This is a genomic window from Nostoc sp. (assembly GCF_036917465.1).
Classification (GTDB): Bacteria; Cyanobacteriota; Cyanobacteriia; order Cyanobacteriales; family Nostocaceae; genus Nostoc.
Genome location: NZ_JBALDL010000107.1, coordinates 1 through 26,249, shown reverse-complemented (window position 1 = coordinate 26,249; position 26,249 = coordinate 1). Strand labels below are relative to the sequence as shown.

Genomic DNA, 26,249 nt, shown 5'->3' with positions numbered 1-26,249 from the left:
AAAATATTTGAGACGGAAAATATGTTAGCTACTTTCCTGATTGAGATGTTTTTTTGAAGATGTGCTGCAACTATTTTTTCTCGAAGATCGACAGACTAGGACTTCATTTAAAAGTATTTATATTTTAATTTAGTGTACCTCATAATAGATGCAAGTGCTGTAATAAGGGGAAACCGGAAAAACATCTATTAAAGTCCCCCTTAAAAAGGGGGATTTAGGGGGATCAAGATATGTGCAACTTCACATTAAATTGGTATAAGTAAGTTGATTAATCCTACCACTCTAAAATGTTGTAAAAATAAGTGAAGCAGAGTTTGTAATTTTTGTTTATGACGAAAATACATCCACCATTTCATTTGATGTATGGCGATGCTGGTTTGATAACCTAATGTAGTTTCTACTTCAGTTAATTTATCTTTAACTTGATGATAAAATTGCATTTCTTTGTCAAAATCACTTGCTTTCTGGGCATTAGCAGCATCATCAGCTAATTGATAAGCTTCACTAACTAAATTACCTGCCGTTTCTGCCTGCTGTTGAGTATAACCAAGTTTCAGATATATAGTAGCTGCTGCTGATGCCAATTCTGTAAACTCCTTAGCATCATGTAACCAATATATTTGTGCTTGTAATTCCCCTAGTGTGGCTGCTAAAGTTTCATTCATGTTAAATCTAAGCTTTTCTCTAAGGTATTGACCACAGCAGTATTTTAAATGTTAAGCGATGCAAAAGGTGGCAAGCTACGCTCATCATCCAAGCGTTTGCGTTCAGCATCTCGTAGAGAGGAAAAAATAGCATGATTGAGCGATCGCCTTGCAATTTTTAGAGGAAACCCCAAGCGTAGGGCGTAGCCCGCCCTTAGACATCGCCCAGCCCACCCAATCTTGGCTCACAGAACTAATTGAAAAATGCCTATTATGTTCCCGGACGAGAGCGAATACGATCGGGTATATGATGGCGATCGCCTAATATTTCGAGCATTGGGCCGTTAACGTCAAATTTAACCATACTTACCGACGCGACCAAAATATTCACCCGATAGCGATAGCGTCCCAAATCAATTCCCAGTAAACTGCAAAGCATAATCCGAATCGTGGCTTTATGGGAAACTACTAAAACATTACCTTGGGGATGTTTTTCTTGAATTTCAGCAATTACAGGCATAGAACGGTTAGCAATATCTACCGCAGTTTCTCCACCTAGTGGTGCATTCCAAGCGGGTTCTGTCAACCATTTTACATAGTTTTCTGCGTAATTCTCTTGGGCAAACGATTTACTCTTGCTTTCCCATTCGCCATAACTACCTTCTCTAAGTCCGTCACGCAACTGCATATTCATACCGATAGCATTACAAAATGGTTTGGCAGTTGCAATTGCGCGCTTCATTGGGCTAACATAAACTGCTGACCACAACAAGCTTTGATAAATCATCGGCAAAACCGGATGCCATCTGCATCCCTTCTGTTGTCAACTCCGCATCAGTTTCACCACAGAAATTACCACTTTGACTAAAAGTGGTTTCTCCATGTCGCAGTAAATATAAATTGAGTGTCATAGCTTGTATCACAATTGGGGTAAAGAAGTTTGTGCAAACATAAAGTACCATCAATCTCGCAATTGAGTCTGTGACACCAGGACAAAGTAATCAACCAAAAAAGTGAATCAACCACAAACTTTTGATTTCGTTGACAAAAGTAGCGGTAACAGATAATACTCTAGTTTTATCCGTGATACGGATACCTTTGGCCAATCCCCCAAAGAGCTAAAATGAACTGATTGAGAGCTTTCTGAGCAATTTTCTACCCAGATGCAATGATAATTTGCGTCTTTTGAGAAGGAAAAAACCAAACTTTAAATGAAGCTGAAACTATTGTCTGACATGGGGTTGAGGAGTTAGCTTAATTCCTTAGCGTACAATTTTCCCGTTTTGGTACAGTCCTGCTATTAACAACCTCATTTGACGGTTACAAATCAAAATCAAGGCTGAATGTTTCACCATCAGAATCCACCCTTAAAATGATTATCATTCTTGAGAAAACCTGTCTCTTGTTTTTCTTGGAATAATTTATTCTTTGGAAGTGCCTTAAGTCAAAACCAAATTATCCCGATGAATCACTGTTTCCACACCGGCATAACCCAAAATTGTGGGAATTTCTCGTGAATGACAACCGCGAATCTTTTGCAGATCGTTGCTGTTGTAATTCACAAGTCCTCTAGCAATTTCGTTACCGTTGCTGTCACACAATTGCACCGCATCTTGTGTGTCAAACTCTCCTTCTACTGCCTTAATTCCAGCAGCTAATAAGGATTTTCCCCCTAAAGAAATTGCGGCGATCGCACCTTCATCTAAATACAATTTACCCGCAGGTAAAAGTCCATAAGCTATCCAACGTTTACGCGCCGAAGTTGGTTCAGGTTGCGGTTCAAAATGCGTTCCAATCATTTCACCTTGGATAATTTTTTCGATATTCCGGGGAAATCGCCCTTGAGTAATTACAGTCCGCACTCCGGCAGCGATCGCAATCCTAGCAGCCGAAATTTTCGTCAGCATCCCGCCAGTACCCCACTGAGAACCTTGGGAACCTGTTTGTATTTGTAATTCTGCTAATTCTTTAATGCTACTAACTAAAGCGATCGGTCGAGCATCTGGCACTGAACGGGGATCGGCTGAGTAGAGGCGATCGACATCGGTAAGCAAAAATAGCCAATCTGCTTCTACTAAGCTGGCAACCAATGCCGAAAGGGTATCATTATCACCAAATTTCAGTTCGTCTATTGCTACGGTATCATTTTCATTAACTATGGGGATCACTCCCAGTCCCAGTAATTCCTGAAAGGTATTGTAGGCGTTGAGATAGCGACTACGCTGTACTAAGTCGCTGCGAGTCAATAATACTTGAGCGATCGCCTGTTGCAGAGTAGTAAATAAATCATCATATATACGGATTAACCTACCTTGTCCAACTGCTGCTACAGCTTGTTTGAGTGCGATCGCTTTCGGGCGTTCAGTTAAGCCCAACCGCGCACAACCCACGCCCACAGCGCCAGAAGAAACCAAAATTACCCGATGTCCTTGGCTTCTCAAATGGCAGAGTGTTTCCGCCAAAGTAGCGATCGTAGAAAGTGCTAATTGTCCCGTTTCTGGTTGAGTAAGGCTAGAAGTACCGATTTTGACAACAATTGTTTTAGTCATTAGTTATTGGTCATTGGTCATTAGTCATTAGTCCTTTGGCTATTAGTAACTGACAAATGACAACGGACAAAGGACTAATGACTAAAGAAATTGTAAAGCGCCAATCCCTCTATAGTGAAGGTTGACGCTTTACGGAAGTATATTTACTTAGTATGAGTTAGGGTCTTTTTTGGCTGACCCCATGTTATTAATACTTATGATCCCCGATTTTTAGGTTCCAGTAAGATTCCTTAAGCATTTTTTTAGATTTACTTTCCTGACGATTTTTCAAGTTTTGTGAATCTTGCTTTTCTTGGGGGTAATAGAGGCTCCCAAAATTTCAGATATCCAAACTTCAAAGTTACGGACGGGATGAGAGCGCAGGGCTGCGTCTGCATGGACAATCGGTTCAACTAGAATAGTAAACATCCCCAGACGATTACCAGCGATGACATCGGTAAATAAGCGATCGCCTACCATCCCCACTTGATGCACTGGCAGATCCATTGTCCTGACTGCTGCCCTAATTTTGCGTCGGGAAGGCTTGGCAGCACCCAAATAGTAAGGTAAATTGAGCGATCGCGCAATTCCCCCAATTCGTGCTTCACTTAGATTGTTACTCACTAAACACAATGCAGTAGAGGTGCGAATTTGCTCCACCCACTCTCGTAGTTCTGGGGAAGCCATTCCTACTGTAAAAGGTACTAAGGTTTCGTCTACATCCAACACCAGCCCTTTAAGCCCGTATTTTTGGATAATATCTGGTGTTAGATTCAACACTGAACCTTCTATAATCAAGTCAGGTTGCAAAAGGTTGTTCCAGGCCATAGTCACCAGTCAAATTTAAATAGCTCAGAAAAATGAGCATAACCTAATATAGTTTAGTTAGTCTAACTCCATCCTGGAATATCCCCCTGAACATTTTGAGATGAAATCCCCAAAATCTTATTTATCTCTTTGATGTAATAATTATTCAAATCAAGAAAAATATCGTTTTCTCGTAATTAAAAAAATCTAAATATCCACATTTATTACCGCACCATAAATTTTCATAATTTAATTTAGTTCCTGTTGATTAAATAATTGTGCTGCTAACATTGCCGTTAAATGCAAATTTAGAATTTAACTGGCAAAACTTGAAATTAGTTGTGTTATAAACTGGTGAATAACAATGTTTAATATTAAAGAAAACATCATAAAGCAGACAGATATATGTTAAGATTTTGACAAAGATTAAAGTATATTTATTTGCTAGTGATTATAAATTAATTTCCCCAGATTGTCAAAATTCAACGTTTATGGAATTTGCTTTATCCAAATTGTTGGGAAAACATTCTTTACCAGTACAGGGTCAAAATACAAACGCATTTTCGGCAGTGCTAGATAAGTTTATTGGTAAGCTGAGATTGTAGCGATCTCCGATAACAGGCATTGGTTGCTATCGCTACCCTCGCAGAGTAGCAGACAGAAAAGCAAATAGGGCGATAATGCAAAAACTCCTTTTTAATGACAGAGATAAATTTAGAGCGCAGGCCCTATTCCTTGGTGAGGATATTCACTTACAGACGTTGGAGGATTACCTTTGTTTGGCGACTATGCCACTAATGGTTACAGTCGGTGAACACGGCTGTGTGGTGCTGCTGGACTATGGTGCAGTTGTCTTGTTTAATCTTGAGCCTGTAGAAAAGGCAGCCTTCTTGACCAAACTATCCTCTCAAGTTAGTGACTCTTTTGCCGATCCAGAAACAGAAGAAGTGGAAGTTCATCTCAACATGGCGGAGAGTGAAAGAGTTAAGGAAGGAAAAATTTTGCTGCATGAATTTAGTGTAGAACGGTTGCAGATAGTGGCTGATATCCTCGCTAAAAGTGTTGTGCTGTCTCATTATGAAACTAGCCTAGCGACTGTATTTGATCAAATTAAACCATTTGCAGCTAGTCTCCAGCGCGAAAACCGGGGAAGAAAGCAGAGTAGGGAATTACTGCGTCAACTTGGGACTGCGCTGTTAGTTCAACATAAGATTGTAGGTCGAGTAGAGATTATTGATAAGCCGGAGTTGCTCTGGGAGTCTCCACAGCTAGAAAACTTATATCTCCGCTTAGAGGATGAATACGAAATCCGTGAGCGTCACAATGCCTTGGAACGCAAGCTAGAGCTAATTACCCAAACCGCACAAACAGTCCTGGAGTTCATGCAGCATAGCAGTAGCCAGCGAGTAGAGTGGTATGTGGTGATTCTGATTGTGGTGGAGATTCTGCTGTCACTGTACGACATCGTTTTCAAAGGCTAACGCTCAATTTGGAGATCGTAAAAATTGCTGCTTTTTAGCAGTAGCCTTGAGTCGGGCGATCGCAGCCAACACTACAAAATTCTCTGCTTTTTTCAGAATATTAAACAATACAAACTCTCCCAAAATGTTTCATTGCTTCCACATTTAACGGGACATGGTAAAGGGTTTAAGTAGATTTTGATTAAAATAAAAATTCAAAATGAAAATGTTACATTTTGAATTTAAAATTTTATTCTACTTCATTAAAAAGATGTTCCTCTAACAGAGGTTGCACTTGGCGAAACTCCTCTGGGGAAAGTAATTCCGGTTCACCTGTTTTTGCTATTCGTGCAAAAAACAATAGGGGATCGAGGGGTGTATAAATTGCATACTCCTGATCTTCATCATAGAAGCTAGCGAGTAGCTGTAATTGCTCTGGATCTAAATCTGCCTCTTCGTCTTCGATTTCTAAGGTAAAGAGTTCTGATTCTTCAACAGGCGGTAAATCACCTGCCACTGTCAAAGCATAAGCTGTGTTTTTCAATATCAGATTCTGCTCAGATAGTACAGCTTGAGCATTAGCAAAAATTTGCTCAATGATGTTGTCGTCTTCTACCAGAACCGCTTCTTCTTCCTCATCGTCACCTTCCCAAGAAAAAATCTCTACAGGTGAGTCTACAGGAAGCAGTAAAACGTATTCTTGTCCATCTACCTCAAGGGAATGCTCTACATAACATTCGAGCGATCGCCCTTTGTCATCGGTTAAAGTGATGGAACCCGCATGATCGTTATCATTTTCTTCAGGAAATGGAGGGGAAAACATAGCCGAAATCTAAAAATTTACTAAATACCAGCAAGTTTGGAAATCGCTTAACTATTTAATGACATACTATCTCAACCAAATAGCTTTATACGTAGATACAACTGCTGACTAACCGTTTTCAGAATATCATGTTAAAAGGTATCAATATTCAATAGCCGCCACCGAACTGCCAGAACTGGCACGCTTCACATCTAGCCATTGTTGCAAGATTAAAGCGGCTGCCTTACGGTCGATCAAACCTTTATGGCGTGACGGGGAGCGATTTTCAGCTATCAGCAGTTGCTCTGCTTGATATGAAGTTAATCGCTCATCCACATATTCCACAGGCAGTTTTAAGGCTCTAGTAAGTCTTGTAGTAAATTTCTGAACTTGACGCGCCTGAAATCCGATTGAGCCATCCATTGAATAAGGTAAGCCCATAACTAGGATTTGCACTTCGCGTTCATTAACTATTTGCCGGATTTGCTCGACATCCTGCTCAAAAGATGTGCGCTCAATTGTAGTGATCCCAGTGGCAATTAAACCCGTGCGATCGCACCCAGCCACACCAATCCGCTTGCGACCAAAATCTAGTCCCAAGGCGGAAATAAACGGTTTTGGCTGCTCCTGGGATATCACTAATTCTCCTGCTCTGCATCTACTGATTCAGGAATCGGCGATACTTCTATGCTAGGGTTTTTTACCGAAAAGTTAATTGGTTCAGACTTAATTGGTAGTGGTTTATCTGAGGATGGTAGCTTTCCTGGTTGTATCCATGACATCCCACCTGGTATAGGTTTACGTGCCGGTTGTAAACCTTGCAGCATATCAGTCCACTGAATTCCTTCTAATGAGACGAATTTAGACTCCCGTAGCTTGTGCCACACAGAACGAGACATAACTAATGTATGTTCTATGCGTTTTGCCCCAATTCGCTCCAAATACTCTTCTCGCTCTGCTTGATAGTCAGAGGAGGCTAATTGTAACCCTTGCTGGGGAAAATCTTGGGTAATCCGAGCCAGTTGAGATAACAATTCTGGATACAGCCAGGTGTAAGCGGGATGAACCGTCAAAGTTGCCACGTGGGGAACCTCACCCTTGCGATCGAGTTGCACCTGAAAATAGCCGATCGCAGCTTTGCGTTGGGGTTCAAATACGTAACCACTGATGACTTCTGTTTTAGTCAGCCATTGCTTAACTGCATCGCTTAAAGCGCCAAACAAACTGGTTTTAAAGTCGCGGGTATTGCGGTCAAAAACCTGACGGACTAAAGGAGGCATAGATGCCGTATCTAGTTGATAGAGCAACTGGGCATCAGCATTACTCACTGGCAAAAGGTTGGGCAAATCTGGCTCTGCTTGTGCCAATTCAGCCAATAATTCTGGCTCAATTTCCCAGTACGTCATTTCCGCCAGACGTTGAAATCCATTTTGGCGATATAGTGCCAGCGCCTCAATGTCATTGATGTTAACTTCCAGTAGCCAAGTCCGAGCTTCCAAAATCGATTCAAAGCAATGACGCAAAAGTTGCGAACCAATTCCTTGTTTATCGACACCACGCTCTAACAGCACTTGATCGATGCGCCAAGTACTGCGTGTTCGGTTAAAAGGTGACACTTGAATCATCCCTAGAAGCATCCGTTCTTGCTCTGCGACAAAAGCACAGAGGCGATACTGGAGCGGGTTGGGGAACCAACTCAAAAATTTGAGTAATCCATACCAGCGACGCAGCATGAGCATCTGACTGATGGCAAAACCTGCTCCCTGGGGAGTAAGGGCTGCGAATGACTCTTGAGTTATGCGCTCAATCCCGTCCAGATCCCGGTATTGGACTGGTCGGATAACAACGCTGAGGTTTCTGGGAAGTAATGAAGTCATTTTTATTCGAGCCGCTATTTAGCCTTAACTAACTGCTCTTCAAAGGAACTGCTGCAATAATATTAACTGCTTTCTGCCCTTTACTAGTGCATCAAAAGGGTGATTTGAGTAAATTAATACTTAAAAAAGCAGACCTTGTGAGAACACCATTGACATTAACCCAACAACGATCTGCCTTTATTTTATTAGAATTTTGATTAAAATTTGTATATATTTACAGCCCTTGTCGAGAAACTAGCTTTTCAAAGTGGGCTTGAGTTTGATGGAGTAATTGCTGACGACTATCTACCAGTGTTTGCTTCAGGGATGGAACAAGATTGCGGGCTTGCAGAGTCATGTGAAGTTGCAGATTAGCGACATATTCACTAAAATCTTGATTCACTTCATTTGCGCCCGCATCTGTTAATAAATTTGATTCCATTGCCACTATGTTCTCCTGTGTTAATCCTGTGCTATTTCTCTTCATGACAAAAAATTATCATGTTGTTTGGACTAACTTCTTAATTTGCAATGAAGTTTAACGCTTCTTAGGGATAGCGATCGCAATAGAGTTTTCATTTACCCATTAAAATCTCAACCCAACACCACCTTGTACAGAGATAGCTGTACCACTGCTATCACGGTAGGCATCAAAAGCAATGATGGCATTTCCAAAAAGGACAGTATTGCTATTTGGGATCATATAATCAATGCCCGGTTGTAAAGCAAAACTGATTTTGTCGCCCACAGGAGAAGAACCACCACCACCAGCCAACACTAACCCAGCACCCAGGTACGCATCAGCTTGCCAGTTAAGGGGGAAATCGTAAGAAACCGTTGGTACAACTGCCGTATTATTACCAATTAACACTTGGGCGCGCAGTGAAATCGGTGCTTCCAAAAGCTTGTAGCGCCCAGCTATCACTCCCCCAAATTGGATACCATCGGTAAAACCAACAGTGGGGCCTATACCTACATAACTGCCATAAGCTACTTGAGCTTGTGCTGGTTTCGTACTTGCCAGACTCAAAACCAAACTAGCACCTAAAACTGAAACCAAATATGGAATATACTTCATAACCGACTCCTCACACCATTTTTTTGGGCATTGGGCATTGGGCATTGGGAATTGGGAATTGCAATTATTTCCATGCCCCATGCTCCATTCTACGGGCAACGAGGATGAATGCCCCCTTGAGTACAAATGTATGCTAATTGCTTGGGATCTAAATTTTTGGCTTGAGAAAAATCAACCCCTTGAACTACGGCAGATACTGAACCTAAATCTGGGGTTTTGACAAATTGATCTGCTGGATCTTCTTTGCTTGGAGCGAGAATTGCTCCCTTAAAATCTGCTCCTGCTACATTTGCTCCCCGTAAATCTGCAAGACTCAGGTCAGCATTTTGTAAGTTAACGTTTTCCATTTGGGCAAAACGCAAAACAGCACCAGCGAGACGAGTGGCGCTCAGGTTAGCATTGCTGAGATTAGCACGATCCAAATAGGCTCCTGATAAATCTGCTCCTTGCCAATCAGTATTAGTTAAGTTGGCAAAGGATAATTGTGTTCCTATAGCAGTGACGCGACCTAAACGGGCAGCATACAGGTTGGCTTCGTTCAATTTAGCATCGCCTAAATCAGCCCCAGTTAAGCTGGCTCTTTCTAAAACTGCGTTTCGTAGATCGGCTCCTACTAGTTGGGTGCTGTTGAGTTTTGCGTCATATAAACGTGCGTTGGATAAGTTGGCTCTGTTAAGAGTGGCGCGGCTCAAATCAATCCGGTTCATCAAGACGCGACTGAGGTTAGCATCAGTCAGATTGGCCTGCTGCAACTGAGCTTGGCTTAAATCAGCTATTACATCGTCGTAGGTATCCCAACGTCCATCTTCACCTGAACCCCGAAAGCGACTACCCTTAAAGCTGGCTTGATTAAGATTTGCAGATTTAAACTTAACTCCTGATAAATCAAGATTGTCTAGTACCAAGTTGAAGAATGAACTTCCTGGAGTACCACTTTGACCTAATTGGGTGCTACTAAGGTCAACGCCCTCCATTTTTCCGCTATACACAGAGAGAATTTTGTTGATCGTTCTCTGGTTTCTTTGTAGCCGCCCTTGCCGCAAATCACGTTCTTGGGTTGCAGTGCTGCCCACAGATTCCAGTTCGCTAACCAAAAACTGATTCTTATTTTTTAATTCGGGGATGGCTTGGGGCCCGACAGTTGTCAAAGCTTGTTGAATCGTATCGAGGAGGCTGGGGTTGGTTTCGCTAACCAATAAATCCGCCAGATATTTAATAGACTGGGGATCGTTAAGACCACCCATAGCCAGAATTGCACTTTGGCGTTGCTCATTAGTCACCCCAGAGTTGGGAGTCAATTGTTTGACAAGTTCGAGGAACTGTTGGCTATTAATTTGCTTAGTTGCTCGTTGGGATTGTTGAATTTGGATATAAACTTGAGTGCCGATTAAAGTTGCCAACACAGCAGTCATACTCGTAAGCCCTACCCCAAACAAAGTCAGGTTAGGATTTTGCTGTATTCGCCGCCACAGGTTGGGTGAATGGTTGGTTTCATCTACCGCGAATTCTTCTCCCTCTTGCGCTTCTGCTTCATCATTACCGTCAGCAGTGTTACTTAATAGTGAGGATGGTAAGGGGCGAGTTGCATCTATTGTATAAGTGCCTGCAAGTTGATCGTGTAGTGCGCGGCGACCCCGGCGTGATGGTAAACCTATCCCTTCGCCCACAATCATTAATAAAGACAAAAATGTGAATAATCCCAAATTCGGGAAAGCAAAACTGTAGCGCCACAGGAGATAGGCGATGGAAATGGGTATAGTCCAACGTCCAACTCCTTCTCTAATGACAACTGCCCCTAATCCGGGCGGCTTCCCTTGCTCGTTGACAACCCGAACTTTGAACCAACGTTTCGGAATTGTTCTACCAGTTTTAGCCAATAGATACAATTCCCACCAGGAAAGGGTTACAGGTGCTAATAGGGCGATTGTCCACAAAATATTAGTCGGCCATGCGACGTTACGGATGCCATAGCTCACAGGCAGAGCTAGGGGTCTAGCGATCGCTCTTTCTGTAACTACCAGCACGGGGTTAAGCGGCACTCGGTTCAGATCGCTTCTAGAATTGGCATATACACCAATGCCGAAGGGAATCAACCCACTGGCAACCACTAATGTGATTTCAGCCGCCCAAGCAGCAAAGCGCCTACTTGCTAGCAGCATCGAACTGGCTTTTTCCGGTTCTTTTGACTGGCCAGATTGATTATTACTGCTCCTGACAATTGGTGACGTCATCGGATAATTCCCTTTGATATTATTTGTACGCCGCGATCGGCACAATTAAAATAGACTCAGCTAATCAGCAAAAAGAAAAGCATATTGAAATAGAATTTAAGAGTTATGAGTCAAGAACCTTTTGTATTATGGCTCCTGGCTCTCATAACTCCGGGCAGATTGCCAAGTAATTGCATATCAACTTATTGCTTACGTTGAAAGCTATTAGACACAAAAAATTTGTATCCAACATACACTAACGCTGCCAAAAGTGCCAGAGTTATTACAGATGCAACTAGTTTAAACACTGCTTGCAGCATCCCCAAGCCTACTAGCACCGTCACACCCGAAACTACCAGCTTTTTCGTCCCAGATAAGCCTTTGAACCAAATCTGAAATCGCTCTAGTTGCAAGTTCAAGTTAGCAAAAACAGACTGAGGCATCTGTTTTTGTCCTTGTGGTTGAGAAACAACCCCAGGTGGTGAATTAATCTCTGCCTCTAGCTTATCGAGGCGACGCTGTAAGTCTTCTTCTGGTTGAGGATTCATAAATCTTTATCTACCTCAGCTAGGTAACTTATTTAGATAACAAACCAACTAGATTCTATTCTTGGTGGTTGTCTTAGTGATTTTAGCTAATGTCTGTGTGTGCAATACCTTTCTGACAGGTAAAAATTATGTTTTTTTGTTGTGATATTTTTTTATGCAGTATTTTAACTACTGAAAAACGTAAAAAATACTACTTTGTGTACGGCTATTTATTGAATGTAAAGTATATAAAAGCATTGAAAACTCTAAAAAAGGCACGTATACAACTAGGATAAATAGTGTTATTTACGTAAGCAAATCCCCTATTAAAGTGATGTTTATAATACTTTTTAAACATTTTGTCAGACAAGCGATCGCTAGCCATCATCATAGATGAGTTAATTTGCATGACAAATGTAGAGCCTTTACTTGGCAATATGTCTACATCCCATCTTCACAAACAATTTTTAATTTAATGGTATTAGGTTATACGGCAGCTTTTGGAACCGAGATGGATTGATATCGTCAATTAAATTAGACTGTATAACAATATTGCTCTAAAAAATCTGGAGCATTAATTAAAATGAAAACGCTTCGGCTACTTGCAATTGTTCCCACAGCTTTAGCGATCAGCTTGGTTTTTAGTGAGGCTAATTTGGCACAGACACCAAAAATCCAAATAAATCGGTCTTTCCAACCAGATCCACTGGTTTTGAACGGAAAGTCTGGGGGAACTGTCAAAAGTAATTGTGGCAATATTACCACTGAACCTAGTCAAGTTATCCAGGTTACAGAGTCATTACCTTATTTACGATTAACAGTAGAAAGTCAAGGAAAGCCAACGCTGTTGATCGACGGGCCAGGGGGGCGTTTTTGTGTAATGGCAGATAGTTCTTCTGGAGGCAAGGCAGAGCTTCCTGGTTACTGGCAAGCAGGAAGATACACGGTGCATGTGGGCGAACTATCCCAGCAGCAGTTTAACTACACCCTCTCAATCTCGCAAAGAAATAAATAGTCATTTACAAATGACCAATGACCAATGACCAATGACTAATCTTCCAGTGATTTGGCTGGAACTTCGACAGCAGTGACATCAATTGTGCCTTCTGGTGTGAAGCGCTGAAAATGACTATTTTGTACTAACAGCGACTCACCACAGTTAGGACATTGTAACTGACTGTTATTTAACCCCGTAAATTCATATCTACAGACGGGACACTGATCGGCAACCAAGTTGCGTTGCAGCCACCAACGAAAGCCAAAAAAAGCTACAACGGGTGCTAAAAACACCAACCCAACAATAATTAGCAACGAATTAACCAACCAACCTAAGCCCAGTGATGCCAGCAACCAAACAACTGCCAGTAGGGTGAGCCAAGGTTGGAGATTTAAAAGATTCAATTGAAATGACTTAAAGCTCATTTTTTAAATGTCGTCCTGCTCTGCTTCTAGGATAGCGATTTTAGTCATTGGTCATTGGTCATTGGTCATTTGTCATTTGTCATTTGTCATTTGTCATTTTGACTTGATGACTGAGGATAGAAGCATTTTTTGCAAGTGCTGTTGGAAGGCATCTATGCCAAACAGAGCGATCGCTTGTTCTCGCAACCACTCTCCATTACATCGTTGCTCATCCCCTTGAAGCATTTCTATACAAGCTGCTGCTACAGCATCAGGACTGCGGTGTGGTACTCGCCATCCTAGTTTACCATCCTGTAAAGGGTCAGCAGAGCCATCGTCATCACCGGATAACACCGGCACTCCACAAGCCATTGCTTCTAGATAGACAATGCCAAAGCCTTCTTGTGAAGGCATGATATAGGCATCAGCAAGGCGGTAATGTTCCATTAATTCTTCTGTGGCAACGAAACCAGCAAATACGACGCGATCGCTCACACCTAAATATGCAGCTAGCTGCGCCAATCGCGGTTGGTCATCACCTCGACCAATTACTAAATATTTCACTTCTGGGAAAACCTGAGCAATTTGTGGTAATGCCCGAATCGTGACATCTACACCCTTGTAAATATCCCCTGACCATAAGCGTGCTACTGTCATTAACACCTTAGAACCAGTGAAACCATATTTTTGAACTAATTCTGGCTGCTTGGAACCAGGAGTAAATTTATCCCCATCAATTGCACAAGGCATCATCTCTAACATTTTGGGGTTTAGACCATTCGCAAGACAAGCGCGATCGCGGCTGTAACGGCTAATTGTCCAAATTCTATCAGCTGATGTCAGGGCGCGACGTTCTTGATTTTTCAAAGGTTCCCACACTTCTTTACCGTAAGTTAGCACGGTGTAAGGAATTCTTAAGGACTGACAAAGAGTTTGGACTAATACTGCTAAGTTAATATGACCGCAGAAAACTTGCTGCGGACGGTTTTGCAACAGACATTTAAGTAAAGCTGCTGCCATTTGCAGCCTCCCTAAATGAGGGGACTGATTTTTAAAGTAATGAAATTTTAAGTTTTCGGCTTCAAACGGATTTAACCTATCGGGGCTATCTCGCAGCAAAAAAACTTCCGCCTTGTAAACTTGGCTCAATCCCAGATAAGCACGAAAAATATCTTTTATATATGATTGGATACCACCTTCATGAGCAAAAATTTCTAAAAATACGAAGACATGGTTAGTTTTTTTGTCAACTTTATCACCTAACTTGAGGTTTTCCGTCACTGTACTGGTGTGCATATTAGGTTATGGGAAAAGGCAGGAGGCAAAGGGAAAGAAGTATGGATGAAACCCAGTTCAAAAAGAGATACTGTTACGAGACACGCCATAACATGATACAAAGTGTTCACATTTTAACTCCCACTTATATTTTTAAGCGTAAGTAATTCCTCTTGCCTTCTGCCTAATAAGTCGGTAGGCGTAATAAAATATAAGATCAAATCTCACCCTCAATCCCTCTCCTTAGTAAAGAGAGGGAAGCAGGAGGCAGGGTGAGGTTTGATATTTAATTTGACCCACTTACTTACCTGCCCAATTAAACTTGCGATAAGGGCGCGATCGCACCGCTTTGTAACCGCTCTAAATCTGTTTTTACCATTTTTTCTAAAAGTTCCTCAAAGCTCACTTGGGGTTCCCAGCCAAGCTTCCTTTTAGCTTTACTAGGGTTAGCTACTAGTTCAAAATGCTCATCTTGTCGCAATAAACTGGTATTTAAAACTATATGATGTGTCCAATCCAATCCGACAGACTCAAATGCTGTAGCAACTAAATCTCTAACACTGTGCAGTTTACCAGTACCTATAACATATTCTTCTGGCTCATCCACTTGCAACATCAACCACATAGCTTCTACGTAATCTCCCGCAAATCCCCAATCGCGTTTTGCATCTAAATTACCCATTTCTAAGGTGTCAGTTAAACCCAATTTAATCGATGCGGCTGCTAAAGAAACTTTTCGGGTGACAAACTGAGGCGCGCGTAACGGAGACTCATGGTTATATAAAATTCCACTACAGGCAAATAATCCATAGCGCTGTCTGTGATGCACCATTGTCCAGTGGGCGTGCATCTTCGCCGCAGCATAGGGATTTTTGGGACGAAAAGATGTTTCTTCGTCTTGAGGCGAACTAAATACATCGCCAAACATTTCCGAACTGCTGGCTTGATAAAACCTGGTAGACAAACCAACCTGTCGTACTGCTTCCAAAAGTCTGGTAGCTGTACCAGTAATCAAATCTAGGGTTCCCAACGGATCGTTCCAAGAGTCGGGTACAAAACTCGGAGCCGCCAAATTGTAAATTTCTTGGGGACGCAGTTGTTCAACTGCGGTCAATAGCGCTGCATTATCCCTCAAGTCAACCGTAAAAATCTCTACCTGATTGGACAGTGTTCCCAGCTTAGTCAAATTAGGTTGGCGATGGGGGGGTACTAATCCGATAACTCTGTAACCACGGTTGAGAAGCAAATGGCTGAGATAGTAGCCATCTTGACCAGTTATTCCTGTTATTAGGGCTGTTTTAGTCATAATCCGTCCCCTATTATCTCTATCTCTTTAAGGACTAAATGGTATTTGTTAGAGAACAAAAATTCTAGGCTCTCAACACTGCTGACAAATATTAACAAGGGAGCTAGTGTAACTCGAATGTTATCTTTACTGTATTCACTAATTCTTTTTATACAAAAATATTCTTTGAGATTTACAAAGAAATCACAATAACTAAGCAATTTTACGTAAAAAATATATTACTCCAGTTCAAAGACCATTGAAAATGAGTATACTTTTATCAATCAAATAACTACATCTTGAAGTAGAATCCCTTCTTGCTTATCGAAAATCGAAGGGTTTAAGCCCCCTACGTCTACACTTAGCTTCAATTTCAGTCAGGCTTTAAATCCCTGTCTGAAATTGTCTTGAATTTTGAATTGTTAAGCTTTTGTTTTAAAGTTAGTAGCTCAACTTCACTTTTACTTTTGTGCTTCTACAGAATATTTGACAATGAGAAGGCAATTTCTACCATCTGCACCGCGTTCGTATACAACACGATCTGCCAACCGCCGGAGGAGAAACCATCCATAGCCACCTACTTGTAGAGTACCTGGGGCTGGCTCTGCGATCGCATCGGGATTGAAGGGTTTTCCATAATCCCAAATTCTAATCTCTAGTCTATCGATCCACAGATCAACGTTAATGTCAATGGTTGTTTCTGGGGGTAAAGCATGATGAGCGTGACGAACAGCGTTGGTAAAGCCTTCTGCTAATGCTAAATTGAGGCGATCTAGTTGGGTTTTTGACCAACCAAGTTGAGACAAATGTTGCAGACAAAATTGCTCAAACCATTCTTGCACCTGGTTTAGGAGAGTGAGTTCGCTCTTAACCTTCAGATGGTCTTGCTGCACTATAGTAAACATTAACTGTGACTTATAAATAAACCTAAGTTGCTAGTTATTAAATTTTGCACTATTTGCCAAATTTTTTTGATATAGAAAAATCTAAATTGAGATATTTTGTGTACCAAAATACAAAACACTAACGATTTTGGCATTTCAAGGGTCGTAACTAGCAACTTATGTTAATTAAGTAAAAAATGTTTATATTTGATGACTTTAGCGCAAGTCTTAGACAGTAGCCTTCCTATTAGGCATTCTCAGATGGAGACTGGGAACTCGTAGTGGAGAGACTGAGCTAATGAATTTGTCAATGCGATGATCATTAATGCTTAGTCCTTTCAAGGTGACTCTTAAAACCTCTGCGTCTCTTTTGCCTATGTGGTTTAAAAGTATTTTATTAAACCACTCCAGACGAAGAGAACACAAAGAAAAGAAGAATTATTGTCCAAAAATTTCACCCACCTTGAAAGGGCTAGGCTTAACGCCCTATTGATTGAAGACTATTAATCCCCACCCTACTACGAGTTGTTTGCGTAGCGTCTCGTAGATAGGGTGAGGACTTCTGCAATCCTGTTAAGATTAACGCCTGTAGATTTCTTTCAAAAGCACATCTATAAATACACTCTTAAAACTTACAGGCGTTAAAGCACTTTGAGGTGACTAATTTAGAATAGTCCCAAGGTCAAAGATTTATCCAATGGCAAAGCAGCACCAATACCCAGCCACAGGGTGACAAGAGTACTAAACAGGAAGACTGTGGTTGCAACTGGACGGCGGAAGGGGTTTTGGAACTTGTTGACGTTCTCAATAAAAGGAATGAGAATTAGCCCAACTGGTACAGAACCCATTGCTAACACTCCTAAAAGTTTGTTAGGAAGCGATCGCAAAATTTGGAAAACTGGATATAAATACCACTCTGGCAAAATTTCCAATGGTGTGGCGAAAGGATTTGCTGGTTCACCGGTCATTGCAGGATCTAGCACGGCTAGAGCTACAATTGCAGCGAAGGAACCCATGATCACGATTGGAAAGACATAAAGTAAGTCATTAGGCCAAGCGGGTTCACCATAGTAATTGTGACCCATGCCTTTAGCGAGTTTAGCTCTTAACTGAGGATCGCTCAGGTCAGGTTTTTTTTGTGTTGACATTTTGAAATGTGTCTCCTGCTTAATTTAAATTAAAGCATTTGTGAAGGCTATCAGCTACTAGGCATCCCTAGCAGACGGGAATCAGCGTTTTTGTCTCCAGTCAGCCGCCTGAAGGGAGTTTACAGCTTTAGGCTTCAAATACAAGTGTTTGTTGGAACTTATGTGCAATTATTATTGTGTTTCATAAGTTTAAAACAAACAACTTCATCTGAAAACTGACAAATCTTGCCTTTCGCTAATAACTGAGATTACAAAGGCCCGGAAATGCCTTGCTTGCGAATCATCAAGAAGTGAAACAGCATGAAGACTGCAATCAACCAAGGTAGTACAAAGGTGTGGGCGCTGTAGTAACGAGTTAGTGTTGCTTGACCAACACTTGAACCGCCGCGCAGCAGGTCGGAGATCAAAACGCCAACTACGGGAATTGCTTCTGGTACACCGCTAACGATTTTTACAGCCCAGTAGCCAATTTGATCCCAAGGTAAGGAATAGCCTGTGACTCCAAAGGAAACTGTAATTACAGCGAGGATCACACCACTTATCCAGGTCAGTTCGCGGGGCTTTTTGAAACCACCAGTCAGATAAACCCGGAAGGTATGCAAAATCATCATCAATACCATCATGCTGGCAGACCAGCGATGGATGGAGCGAATTAGCCAACCGAAGCTTACTTCATTCATGATGTACTCCACAGAGGAGAAAGCTTCAGTAACTGTTGGCCTGTAGTAAAACGTCATGGCAAATCCAGTGGCAAACTGGATGAGAAAGCAAACCAGGGTAATTCCACCCAGGCAGTAGAAGATATTGACGTGGGGAGGGACGTACTTACTAGTAACGTCTTCAGCGAGTGCCTGAATCTCCAGGCGTTCCTCAAACCAGTCGGAAACGTTGGCCATACAATCTCAAGTTCCTAAAAGTCGGTTGCGGTTGATAAATCCCGAAGTTCTAAATCGGCGACTAAAATTCTGATGCTTCCCAGCCTCGGCATCCTGCGGGTTCGCCCAAGGGGTTGCCGCAGGCTAGGGTCATAACAGAATTGTCTAAGGACTTCTCATAAGCCGCCTCTTGTGACTTCTCTCCCAATTAGCAAGTTTGGGATTTTAGTAAAGACGAGTTTTTTGTTTTACTTGTCAGCTTTCAGCGTGCTAAGAGTCTTCAGAAACTTTACACGCTGTAAAGAAGGAATATATTGCGATCTCTTTACGCCCCTGCACACAAAATGGTGGACACAAAGTAGATTTTATCCTTTCGTGAGTGGATACAACCCATCAGTTGACTGAACAACTTGATGAGAGAAATGCACCACTTCTATAAAAAAAGTAACATAATCGAGAGATAGATTTCATCAACAACAGGGCAAGTGAGCATTTCTAAGCAATTTCGGTTGAGGTGGAATTGATAATGGGGTTCATGAACAAACAAGTCTTTCGGGTTGGATTTTCATTGTTAATGGCGTTTTGGTTGGCGTTTGGTACCCTTACCCAGCCGGTGGTAGCTTTAACGGGCGAACAAAAGCTGGTTTCGGAAGTTTGGCGAATTGTTAATCGCACTTATCTAGATGAGACTTTTAATCATCAGAACTGGGCGGCTGTAAGACAAAAGGTTTTAGAGAAGCCTCTGTCAGACTCAAATGCTAGTTATGCGGCAATTGGGAAGATGCTCAAGAGTCTTGATGACCCTTTTACCCGCTTTTTAGACCCAGAGCAGTACCGCAGCTTACAAGTTAATACTTCTGGGGAATTGACTGGGGTAGGATTGCAAATTGCCCTGAATGCTGAGAGTGGGAAACTGGAAGTAGTGGCTCCCATCGCGGGTTCACCAGCAGATAAAGCGGGCATTAGACCACGCGATCGCATTCTTAAAATTGAAGGCGTTCCCACAAAAAATCTTACCCTGGATGAAGCTGCGACTAAAATGCGCGGCCCAAGTGGCAGCCTTGTTACTCTCCTGATTGAACGGGACGGAGAGGCAGAAAGGGAAATTAGACTAACGCGCGATCGCATTGCTCTTAACCCTGTAGTTTCCGAATTGCGTGTTTCCACTGAAGGTACGCCCATTGGCTACCTACGCCTGACTCAATTTAATGCCAACGCCTCAACGGAATTAGCACACGCTATTTCTAGTCTAGAAAAAAAAGGCGCTGCTGCCTACATTCTAGATTTACGAAATAATCCTGGGGGGTTATTGCAATCAGGAATTGAAATCGCCCGGCAGTGGCTAGATTCTGGTACTATTGTTTACACTGTGAACCGACAAGGTATTCAAGGTAGTTTTGAAGCCTCTGGGCCAGCCCTGACGAACGATCCTCTAGTGATTTTGGTGAATCAAGGAACTGCCAGTGCTAGCGAAATTCTTGCCGGCGCACTCCAAGATAACCGTCGCGCCCAGTTAGTAGGCGAAACCACCTTTGGTAAGGGTCTAATTCAGTCTTTATTTGAATTATCAGATGGTTCGGGCTTGGCGGTTACAATTGCTAAGTATGAAACTCCTCAACACCGGGATATTAACAAATTAGGTATTAAGCCAGATAAAGTGATTTCCCAAGACCCAATTAACCGCAAACAGATTGGCACGGAAGCGGATCTGCAATATCAAGCAGCAGTGCAACTTTTGCAGAAAGATTCGGTTGTGGCGGGAAAGGTTTAAAAAGTTAGAAGTGAGGAGTTTTGAGAAACCTCACCTGCCTTGAACTTTCGTTCAAGTCTGTCCCTCTCCGAGTCGGAGAGGGATAGTTTTGCGTAGTAAAACCAGTGAGAGGTTTGAATATTTACGCTAATTAGGCGGTTACTATTAAGTACTAAAACAAAATTAATTAAACAATAGTTAGACTGCACATTAGCGATCGCTTCCTCGGTTGTAATTTCGTATTTGCTGAAACTATGTATTGGTAAAACTTTCAGCAGCCAAAAGCTCAAGTTACATCATGACTGTACTAGACTTTGGCTTAGTTTATATATTATAATACACTAAGCCGATAGGAATAGTGGTTTTTTATGGAAAGTATCCAAAACGTTAGTCAAAAGTTGAATGTAACAGGAGAAACAGTATTAGAGGATTTAAAACAATCTAGTCCAGAAGAGTTCAAAAAAGACATTTTCAAAAAACTCAGAGGTGGATTTTTTCTGGTATTGGGATATTTATTGTCACCACTATGTTGGTGGAATGACCTACTATTCAATCTGCCAATAGCTTATGGTTTTGGGTATGCATGTAGTTTTCTTTCCCCAAAATTACTTCTACCTTGTTCAATTATCGGATACTGGCTCTCTAATATTGTGGGAATTCTTTTGATGCAATTCGGTTCTAAAGAGATTTTTCAGAAAGAACCTCAAGAGCATAACCTCAAAAAAGAATTATTTACTGGTCTAATTTCTTCAACAGCTTATACCCTGTTGATTATACTACTTATTCAGTTGAAGATTCTCGATTCTCCTATTTTATTTTCTAACGGTTAATTTAGTCGCTCGAATTATTTCTACAGAATAAAAAGATACCCAGCTTCTTGAATAAGCTAGGTATCTCAGTCTTTGGGTATAGAGCAAATTATTGAACTAATCAAATTTTAAAAATTCACTTAGATTCAACAATTTTGGAGCCTCTTTACTTACAATTAATGGTAGCTTCCCATTCCATTTTTCTATTGCTTGCCTTTGCAGGATTTCAGGAGTTAAACCATCACGTAATAATCTGTGAGCCTCAGCCTCTCCTTTGGCTAAATTAACTTTTGCTTCAGCCTCTTTTGTTGCTTTTAGCGCAATAAACTCTGCTTGTTTTGCTTCTTGTTCAGCAATCTGCTTCGCCTCTACCGCCTCACCAAATCTTTCTGAAAAATGGACATGAACTAGAGAAATATCATCCACTGCAACGTGATAGCTACCTAGTCGTATAGACAATGCATCATCTACTCCACCTTTGACTTCACCTCGTTTAGTAATAATTTCTTCAGCAGTATACTTTGCCATTATTGCTTTTAGTACTTCTTCAACTGCTGGGTTAATAATCCGCATAACTACAGCTTGTTCATCTCCAATTTCTTGGAAAATGACATTTGCTTCCTGGGGAATAATATGCCAATTGAGAGCTACATCTGTGAAAACATTTTGCAAATCTTTTGAAGAAGCCTCAGCCGAAATTTCTTGTTCTTGGACTCGAATACTCAACTTTTTTACAGTATTGACTACAGGAATAATTAAGTGAAGTCCTTCTCCTAATATCTGGTTTTGGACTTCGCCAAATTTCATCAATACACCTCGTTCACCTGCATTGACAATCACACAAGGTGTTAGGAAGAGAGTTATCAAAAACAAAAGAGCAGTTAGTTTACTGGCACTGTTAAAAGTTGTATTTTTTATCATCTGTGTGAAACATGTATGCCTCTTACTTTTCATTTCACTCTAAACAAGGTAACAAATCATTAGCAAATTACTCCGTGAGCCTGCATACAGGCATATAGGTAAGTCGAAAATATGTAATTGACTACCTAAACTTGGAGATAGTAAAGGTTTGGATAGCTTTATATAAACCTAAATTACTGTAATAGTATCGAAAAGCAGTAGTATTTTAAAAGGTAAGTTTGCCTCACCGAAAAAAAGTAGAGGCAGTTTTTGCAGGAGAGACTACTGAAGGGAGGGGGCGAAAATCAGGGTGAGGTGATCGCGTGATTGAGAGTAATGTTATAGTAGTCTAGGCAATGCACTAACATTTCCCTTAATTCACGACATTTGAATATAGAACAGATACTCAAATGTGTGGAAAATACCTGGAGAGGTGTCCGAGTGGTTCATGGTGACGCACTCGAAATGCGTTTTGGGGAAACCCAACGGGGGTTCGAATCCCCCCCTCTCCGTTAAACATAATCAGGTCAAGATAATCAGGTTAAGGCTTTTTAGCTTTGCCCTTTTATTTTCCACTCATAATTGAGCCATTTTGTAAAGTCGCCAAACTCCTACTCCACTATGGCGACAGCTTGATGAACGGATCGGGTAAATTAAGATAAGTAAAGAAAATGCTTTGAACTACATGACAGCTCTCAGCTTACAAGAAATTTCTACTCAGTTAGAAAGTCCGAACTTACGCGATCGCATGGTAGCTCTTGCTAATCTGCGTCATGTTTCTCCTGAAGATGCAGTCCCTTTGATTAAAAAGGTACTAGACGACGAATCTTTGCAACTGCGATCGATGGCAATATTTGCCCTTGGAATCAAGCCAACGCCAGAATGTTATTCAATTTTGGTCAGAATTCTCGAAAATGACCCTGATTATGGCATCCGGGCTGATGCTGCTGGTGCTTTAGGATATTTGGGTGATGCTAGAGCCTTTGAAGTGCTTTCACGGGCGTTTTATGAAGATACTGATTGGCTAGTACGCTTTAGTGCAGCCGTTTCTCTCGGTAACATTAAAGACCCCCGGGCCCGTCAAATTCTTCTTCAGGCATTGGATAGCAAAGAAGTTGTGTTGCAACAAGCTGCAATTTCGGCGCTAGGAGAAATTAAAGATATTGAATCTGTCGATCAGATTCTGCGCTTCGCCCAATCAGATGATTGGTTAGTTAGGCAGCGTTTGGCAGAAGCTTTGGGAAATCTTCCCACTCCCAAGAGTGTCTCCGCTTTAAAATACTTAGAAAAAGACAACCATTTCAACGTTGCTGAGGCAGCTAGAATTGGACTCAAGAAGCTTGAAGAAATAGGCAATCAAGCTTAATAATATTAGAACCTCCTGCTACCTTTTAATAATTAAGTGGCAATTTTAGCATTTTGATGCAGGGTAATTTCATTCATGAATATTGAAGAGTTTTTTCAGTTAAGTACTGGTAAATGGTTTTCTCATCGAACTAGTCAACATTTGGCTTTTAATGAATCTGAGAATAGCAAGTCAGACATCATTATTGAGACACTAGCAGTAGACAATCCAGAAGCGATCAAAATATGTCAACAGTACAAAATTAATCCTAGTTCCGCCTCTTGTGCGCTCAAAGTTAACTGGAATGGCACAATGGAAAAGGATCAATCAAAACATGCTGGTTCAACTGTGTTAGTTTCAGTACCTGATGCAGATAATCCAGAACAAGGAAAGTTACTGCGGGAAACACTTAATGCAAAGAAAACTCCAGTTGCCGGACACTATAAATTTGATAGTGATGGTGCATTGATTCTAACTATAGAAGATGAAAATATCTGGTCAGAGGAGCGTCTGTGGTTTGCTAGCCCCAATTTACGAATGCGGGTAAATGTCCTCAAAAATTTTGGGGGATTTAGTATTACTTCTTTCACTTCTGAGATTCGCATGGGTGGTTTTCCACCTGCTGCGAAGGCTTCCGAGGCGGCTAATTCAGTATCGAGTTAGTTGTAATATAGCAATTCTAAATCATTCGTGAACAACCAGATGCCCGACTTCTTAAAGAAGTCGGGCATCTCAAGTCTTGCTATTTTGATAGGTTTTAAATCTGTAAAAAGTTAGCGATCGCCTGCGGTAATGGCAAAATAATTACAATCAACAAAGCCATTGCCAGTAATCCCCAGATATCACGTTTGTTATCCAATTCAGTGACATCATTCAGTGCAGGCTCATCAATCAAGGGCATAAATAATAAGATAATCGCCCACATCAAAAATTCTTCTCGAACTAACGAAAGTAATAGCAAGAGGACACGAGCAACTTGACCAATAGCGATCGCAGTTCGTTGTCCAAACATTGCATGGACAATGTGACCTCCATCTAGTTGTCCGACAGGCATTAAATTTAAGGCCGTGACAATTAGTCCCAGAAAACCAGCTACTGCAACTGGATGCAAATCAAGGGCTGATTTTGCCGTTAACTGACTTCCCAAGGCTAGCTTCGACAGTAGCGCTAGTAAGATGGAATATTTGGGATTAAGGGCATCAGGATTCAACAATCGGGTTTTTTCTTCAATGAGGGGAACAACTTCAGAATGAGCCAAGCCCCATATTAGTAATGGCAAGGTAACAACAAAGCCTGCAATTGGGCCAGCGATACTAATATCAAATAAAGCTTTGCGGTTGGGAATGGGACTACGCATCTGAATAAATGCACCAAAAGTTCCCAAGAAGAAAGGTATGGGAATAAAGTAAGGCAACGTTGAGCGAATCTTGTAGAATTTAGCTGTCAAATAATGCCCAAGTTCGTGAATACCTAAAATAGTCATTAACCCTAAAGCATAAGGTAATCCTTTGAATAGGACACCTGGGTTAGATAGAACTTTGAACACAGAGCTAGTTTCCCAGAGAGGCGGAAGAGAAACACCAGCAATTTCTACTCCCACTAAGGTAGTAGTCATCAAAGTAACTACTAGTAGTAGAAGTGCTAATCCTGGTCGAGTTAAGCGTTCTTGATTATGGCGTGGTGTATTTTTCTCTTTCGCAGCTTGAGTGTTAGGAACTAGCACAAAGAAAGGTTTACCGTTAAAACCTTCTTGAAAGATCAACACGAAGCGATCGCCAAATTGTGCTTCAATATTAGTCTTAATCTGCTGGTAGGCGTTGCTGGCTTTAGTTCGCAACTGACCACGGCAAATTACAGCTTGTGGTCGATACTCAATATTTTGAACGTAGTATACAGACCAAGGGAAACAATTTCGCAGTTGGGTTTCTTCTGTTGGTTCAATGGGACGCACTGGTGGTTCTGTGGTGGGTTGGATAATTGGCTGTGATTCTGAGGCTTTGGCTTGGGCTGCTGTCTGTGTATCTGTTGGCACTCTCCTTCCCCATTGAAATAAGATCCAGTACAACAGTGTGCAGATAAATAACGACGAGATGAACAGCGACGGTGGTGGAGGTAGTTTAGTCCCGTACAGAAACGTCCAGCCACTCAACAGCAATGCTGGTGTCATTAAAACTAGCCATAACAACCATACTGGTGTGCGGGTGATGTTAGCGACGCTTTGCTGCACCATTAGATAAGTAGCTAGCCCCAGTAGGAGGAGAAACAAAAACCAAAATCCCATATTATCTTTAGTAATTTTAACAGAACGCCCTACCAGTAGCTTTAGCACCATAGCATTAACTACAAGGCAGACCTCAAACCCCAATTTTTTCCGAACAGTTAACAGTGCTATAGAATTTTTGAGAATTTCCCCACTCTAACTAGATTATCCACAACTCCTCAGTCGGCTCTTTTATTATGTGCTCTCTACCTCAACAGCCAAGTCATACAACTAAGCCACCACGGGCTGTATTCACTGACGAAGTTCCTAGCGGAAGTTCTCTGCAATCGGAATTTGCACCAGAGAGCATTGGTTGAGTCGATGGGGGATATTATTCCCCGCACCTCTCAGTTAGATCCGTGCGTACCCGTTTCCGTGTACACGGCTCCCGATGTTCTCAGCTTG

The 26,249-nt window shown here is 41.6% G+C and carries 25 protein-coding genes, 1 tRNA gene and 1 pseudogene; 7 read left to right on the top strand and 20 right to left on the bottom strand.

Going from position 1 to position 26,249, the window contains the following annotated elements; translation table 11 throughout:
* Positions 1-245 precede the first annotated feature (245 nt).
* The 5 genes and pseudogenes from V7K38_RS28630 to V7K38_RS28610 all read right to left on the bottom strand — a co-directional run bounded on the left by V7K38_RS28630 (position 246) and on the right by V7K38_RS28610 (position 4,000).
* A complete protein-coding gene (locus V7K38_RS28630; protein WP_334863036.1) occupies positions 246-665 on the bottom strand; it encodes a hypothetical protein in 420 nt (139 codons plus the stop codon).
* 44 nt (positions 666-709) lie between these two features.
* Positions 710-838: a hypothetical protein gene (locus V7K38_RS28625; protein WP_334863034.1), complete on the bottom strand. Its 129-nt coding sequence runs from the start codon at positions 836-838 to the stop codon at positions 710-712.
* A gap of 77 nt (positions 839-915) precedes the next feature.
* Positions 916-1,555 (bottom strand): annotated as a pseudogene (locus V7K38_RS28620) (histidine phosphatase family protein).
* 528 nt (positions 1,556-2,083) lie between these two features.
* Positions 2,084-3,193 (bottom strand): glutamate 5-kinase, encoded by a 1,110-nt coding sequence (gene proB / locus V7K38_RS28615; RefSeq protein ID WP_334863032.1) that lies wholly within the window; start codon positions 3,191-3,193, stop codon positions 2,084-2,086.
* 267 nt (positions 3,194-3,460) lie between these two features.
* Complete coding sequence (locus V7K38_RS28610; RefSeq protein ID WP_334863040.1) at positions 3,461-4,000, bottom strand: YqeG family HAD IIIA-type phosphatase; 540 nt, start codon at positions 3,998-4,000, stop codon at positions 3,461-3,463.
* 659 nt (positions 4,001-4,659) lie between these two features.
* Here V7K38_RS28610 and V7K38_RS28605 point away from each other — a divergent pair.
* Complete coding sequence (locus V7K38_RS28605; protein ID WP_334863030.1) at positions 4,660-5,460, top strand: RMD1 family protein; 801 nt, start codon at positions 4,660-4,662, stop codon at positions 5,458-5,460.
* 229 nt (positions 5,461-5,689) lie between these two features.
* Here the strand turns inward: V7K38_RS28605 and V7K38_RS28600 are convergent, their stop codons facing one another.
* The 7 genes from V7K38_RS28600 to V7K38_RS28570 all read right to left on the bottom strand — a co-directional run bounded on the left by V7K38_RS28600 (position 5,690) and on the right by V7K38_RS28570 (position 11,933).
* Complete coding sequence (locus tag V7K38_RS28600; RefSeq protein ID WP_334863028.1) at positions 5,690-6,262, bottom strand: DUF3727 domain-containing protein; 573 nt, start codon at positions 6,260-6,262, stop codon at positions 5,690-5,692.
* A gap of 141 nt (positions 6,263-6,403) precedes the next feature.
* Complete coding sequence (gene ruvX / locus V7K38_RS28595; RefSeq protein ID WP_334863026.1) at positions 6,404-6,880, bottom strand: Holliday junction resolvase RuvX; 477 nt, start codon at positions 6,878-6,880, stop codon at positions 6,404-6,406.
* Positions 6,880-8,118 (bottom strand): GNAT family N-acetyltransferase, encoded by a 1,239-nt coding sequence (locus V7K38_RS28590; protein ID WP_334863024.1) that lies wholly within the window; start codon positions 8,116-8,118, stop codon positions 6,880-6,882. Before V7K38_RS28590 ends, ruvX begins: the two co-directional genes overlap by 1 nt.
* Before the next feature lie 214 nt (positions 8,119-8,332).
* Positions 8,333-8,539, bottom strand: a complete 207-nt coding sequence (locus V7K38_RS28585) for a hypothetical protein (RefSeq protein WP_334863022.1) — start codon at positions 8,537-8,539, stop codon at positions 8,333-8,335.
* Between the two features lie 144 nt (positions 8,540-8,683).
* Complete coding sequence (locus V7K38_RS28580; protein WP_334863020.1) at positions 8,684-9,175, bottom strand: hypothetical protein; 492 nt, start codon at positions 9,173-9,175, stop codon at positions 8,684-8,686.
* An 89-nt stretch (positions 9,176-9,264) separates the two neighbouring features.
* Positions 9,265-11,406 (bottom strand): pentapeptide repeat-containing protein, encoded by a 2,142-nt coding sequence (locus V7K38_RS28575; RefSeq protein WP_334863018.1) that lies wholly within the window; start codon positions 11,404-11,406, stop codon positions 9,265-9,267.
* Between the two features lie 182 nt (positions 11,407-11,588).
* Positions 11,589-11,933, bottom strand: coding sequence for a hypothetical protein (locus V7K38_RS28570; RefSeq protein WP_334863016.1), 345 nt, complete (start codon positions 11,931-11,933; stop codon positions 11,589-11,591).
* Between the two features lie 562 nt (positions 11,934-12,495).
* Between V7K38_RS28570 and V7K38_RS28565 the strand changes: the two genes are divergently transcribed.
* On the top strand, positions 12,496-12,927 hold the full coding sequence (locus tag V7K38_RS28565) for a hypothetical protein (protein ID WP_334863014.1): 432 nt from the start codon (positions 12,496-12,498) through the stop codon (positions 12,925-12,927).
* A 35-nt stretch (positions 12,928-12,962) separates the two neighbouring features.
* Here the strand turns inward: V7K38_RS28565 and V7K38_RS28560 are convergent, their stop codons facing one another.
* The 6 genes from V7K38_RS28560 to petB form a co-directional block, all read right to left on the bottom strand.
* Positions 12,963-13,334, bottom strand: a complete 372-nt coding sequence (locus tag V7K38_RS28560; protein WP_334863012.1) for a hypothetical protein — start codon at positions 13,332-13,334, stop codon at positions 12,963-12,965.
* A gap of 93 nt (positions 13,335-13,427) precedes the next feature.
* Positions 13,428-14,609 (bottom strand): glycosyltransferase family 4 protein, encoded by a 1,182-nt coding sequence (locus V7K38_RS28555; RefSeq protein ID WP_334863010.1) that lies wholly within the window; start codon positions 14,607-14,609, stop codon positions 13,428-13,430.
* A gap of 295 nt (positions 14,610-14,904) precedes the next feature.
* Positions 14,905-15,894: a GDP-mannose 4,6-dehydratase gene (locus V7K38_RS28550; protein WP_334863008.1), complete on the bottom strand. Its 990-nt coding sequence runs from the start codon at positions 15,892-15,894 to the stop codon at positions 14,905-14,907.
* Between the two features lie 440 nt (positions 15,895-16,334).
* Positions 16,335-16,778: an ATP-binding protein gene (locus tag V7K38_RS28545; RefSeq protein ID WP_323229199.1), complete on the bottom strand. Its 444-nt coding sequence runs from the start codon at positions 16,776-16,778 to the stop codon at positions 16,335-16,337.
* Positions 16,779-17,422: 644 nt separating this feature from the next.
* Positions 17,423-17,905, bottom strand: coding sequence for a cytochrome b6-f complex subunit IV (gene petD / locus V7K38_RS28540; protein WP_334862577.1), 483 nt, complete (start codon positions 17,903-17,905; stop codon positions 17,423-17,425).
* Between the two features lie 248 nt (positions 17,906-18,153).
* Entirely contained in the window at positions 18,154-18,801 is a 648-nt protein-coding gene (petB, locus tag V7K38_RS28535; RefSeq protein WP_100900603.1) for a cytochrome b6, read from the bottom strand.
* Between the two features lie 505 nt (positions 18,802-19,306).
* Between petB and ctpA the strand changes: the two genes are divergently transcribed.
* Together ctpA and V7K38_RS28525 are read left to right on the top strand one after the other, a co-directional pair.
* A complete protein-coding gene (ctpA, locus tag V7K38_RS28530; protein WP_334863004.1) occupies positions 19,307-20,551 on the top strand; it encodes a carboxyl-terminal processing protease CtpA in 1,245 nt (414 codons plus the stop codon).
* Positions 20,552-20,898: 347 nt separating this feature from the next.
* Positions 20,899-21,360: a hypothetical protein gene (locus V7K38_RS28525; RefSeq protein WP_334863002.1), complete on the top strand. Its 462-nt coding sequence runs from the start codon at positions 20,899-20,901 to the stop codon at positions 21,358-21,360.
* A gap of 96 nt (positions 21,361-21,456) precedes the next feature.
* Here the strand turns inward: V7K38_RS28525 and V7K38_RS28520 are convergent, their stop codons facing one another.
* Positions 21,457-22,260 carry a prohibitin family protein gene (locus V7K38_RS28520; RefSeq protein ID WP_334863001.1) on the bottom strand — a complete coding sequence of 268 codons (804 nt, stop codon included), beginning with the start codon at positions 22,258-22,260 and terminating at the stop codon, positions 21,457-21,459.
* A gap of 406 nt (positions 22,261-22,666) precedes the next feature.
* Between V7K38_RS28520 and V7K38_RS28515 the strand changes: the two genes are divergently transcribed.
* From V7K38_RS28515 to V7K38_RS28505, 3 genes are all read left to right on the top strand, one after another.
* Positions 22,667-22,751 (top strand) — tRNA-Ser (locus V7K38_RS28515).
* 173 nt (positions 22,752-22,924) lie between these two features.
* Positions 22,925-23,605 (top strand): HEAT repeat domain-containing protein, encoded by a 681-nt coding sequence (locus V7K38_RS28510; RefSeq protein ID WP_334863000.1) that lies wholly within the window; start codon positions 22,925-22,927, stop codon positions 23,603-23,605.
* Between the two features lie 75 nt (positions 23,606-23,680).
* Positions 23,681-24,247: a phycobiliprotein lyase gene (locus V7K38_RS28505; protein ID WP_334862999.1), complete on the top strand. Its 567-nt coding sequence runs from the start codon at positions 23,681-23,683 to the stop codon at positions 24,245-24,247.
* A gap of 94 nt (positions 24,248-24,341) precedes the next feature.
* On the opposite strand, the gene V7K38_RS28500 is transcribed toward V7K38_RS28505, so the two are convergent.
* Entirely contained in the window at positions 24,342-25,865 is a 1,524-nt protein-coding gene (locus V7K38_RS28500; RefSeq protein ID WP_334863038.1) for a site-2 protease family protein, read from the bottom strand.
* Between the last annotated feature and the right edge of the window lie 384 nt (positions 25,866-26,249).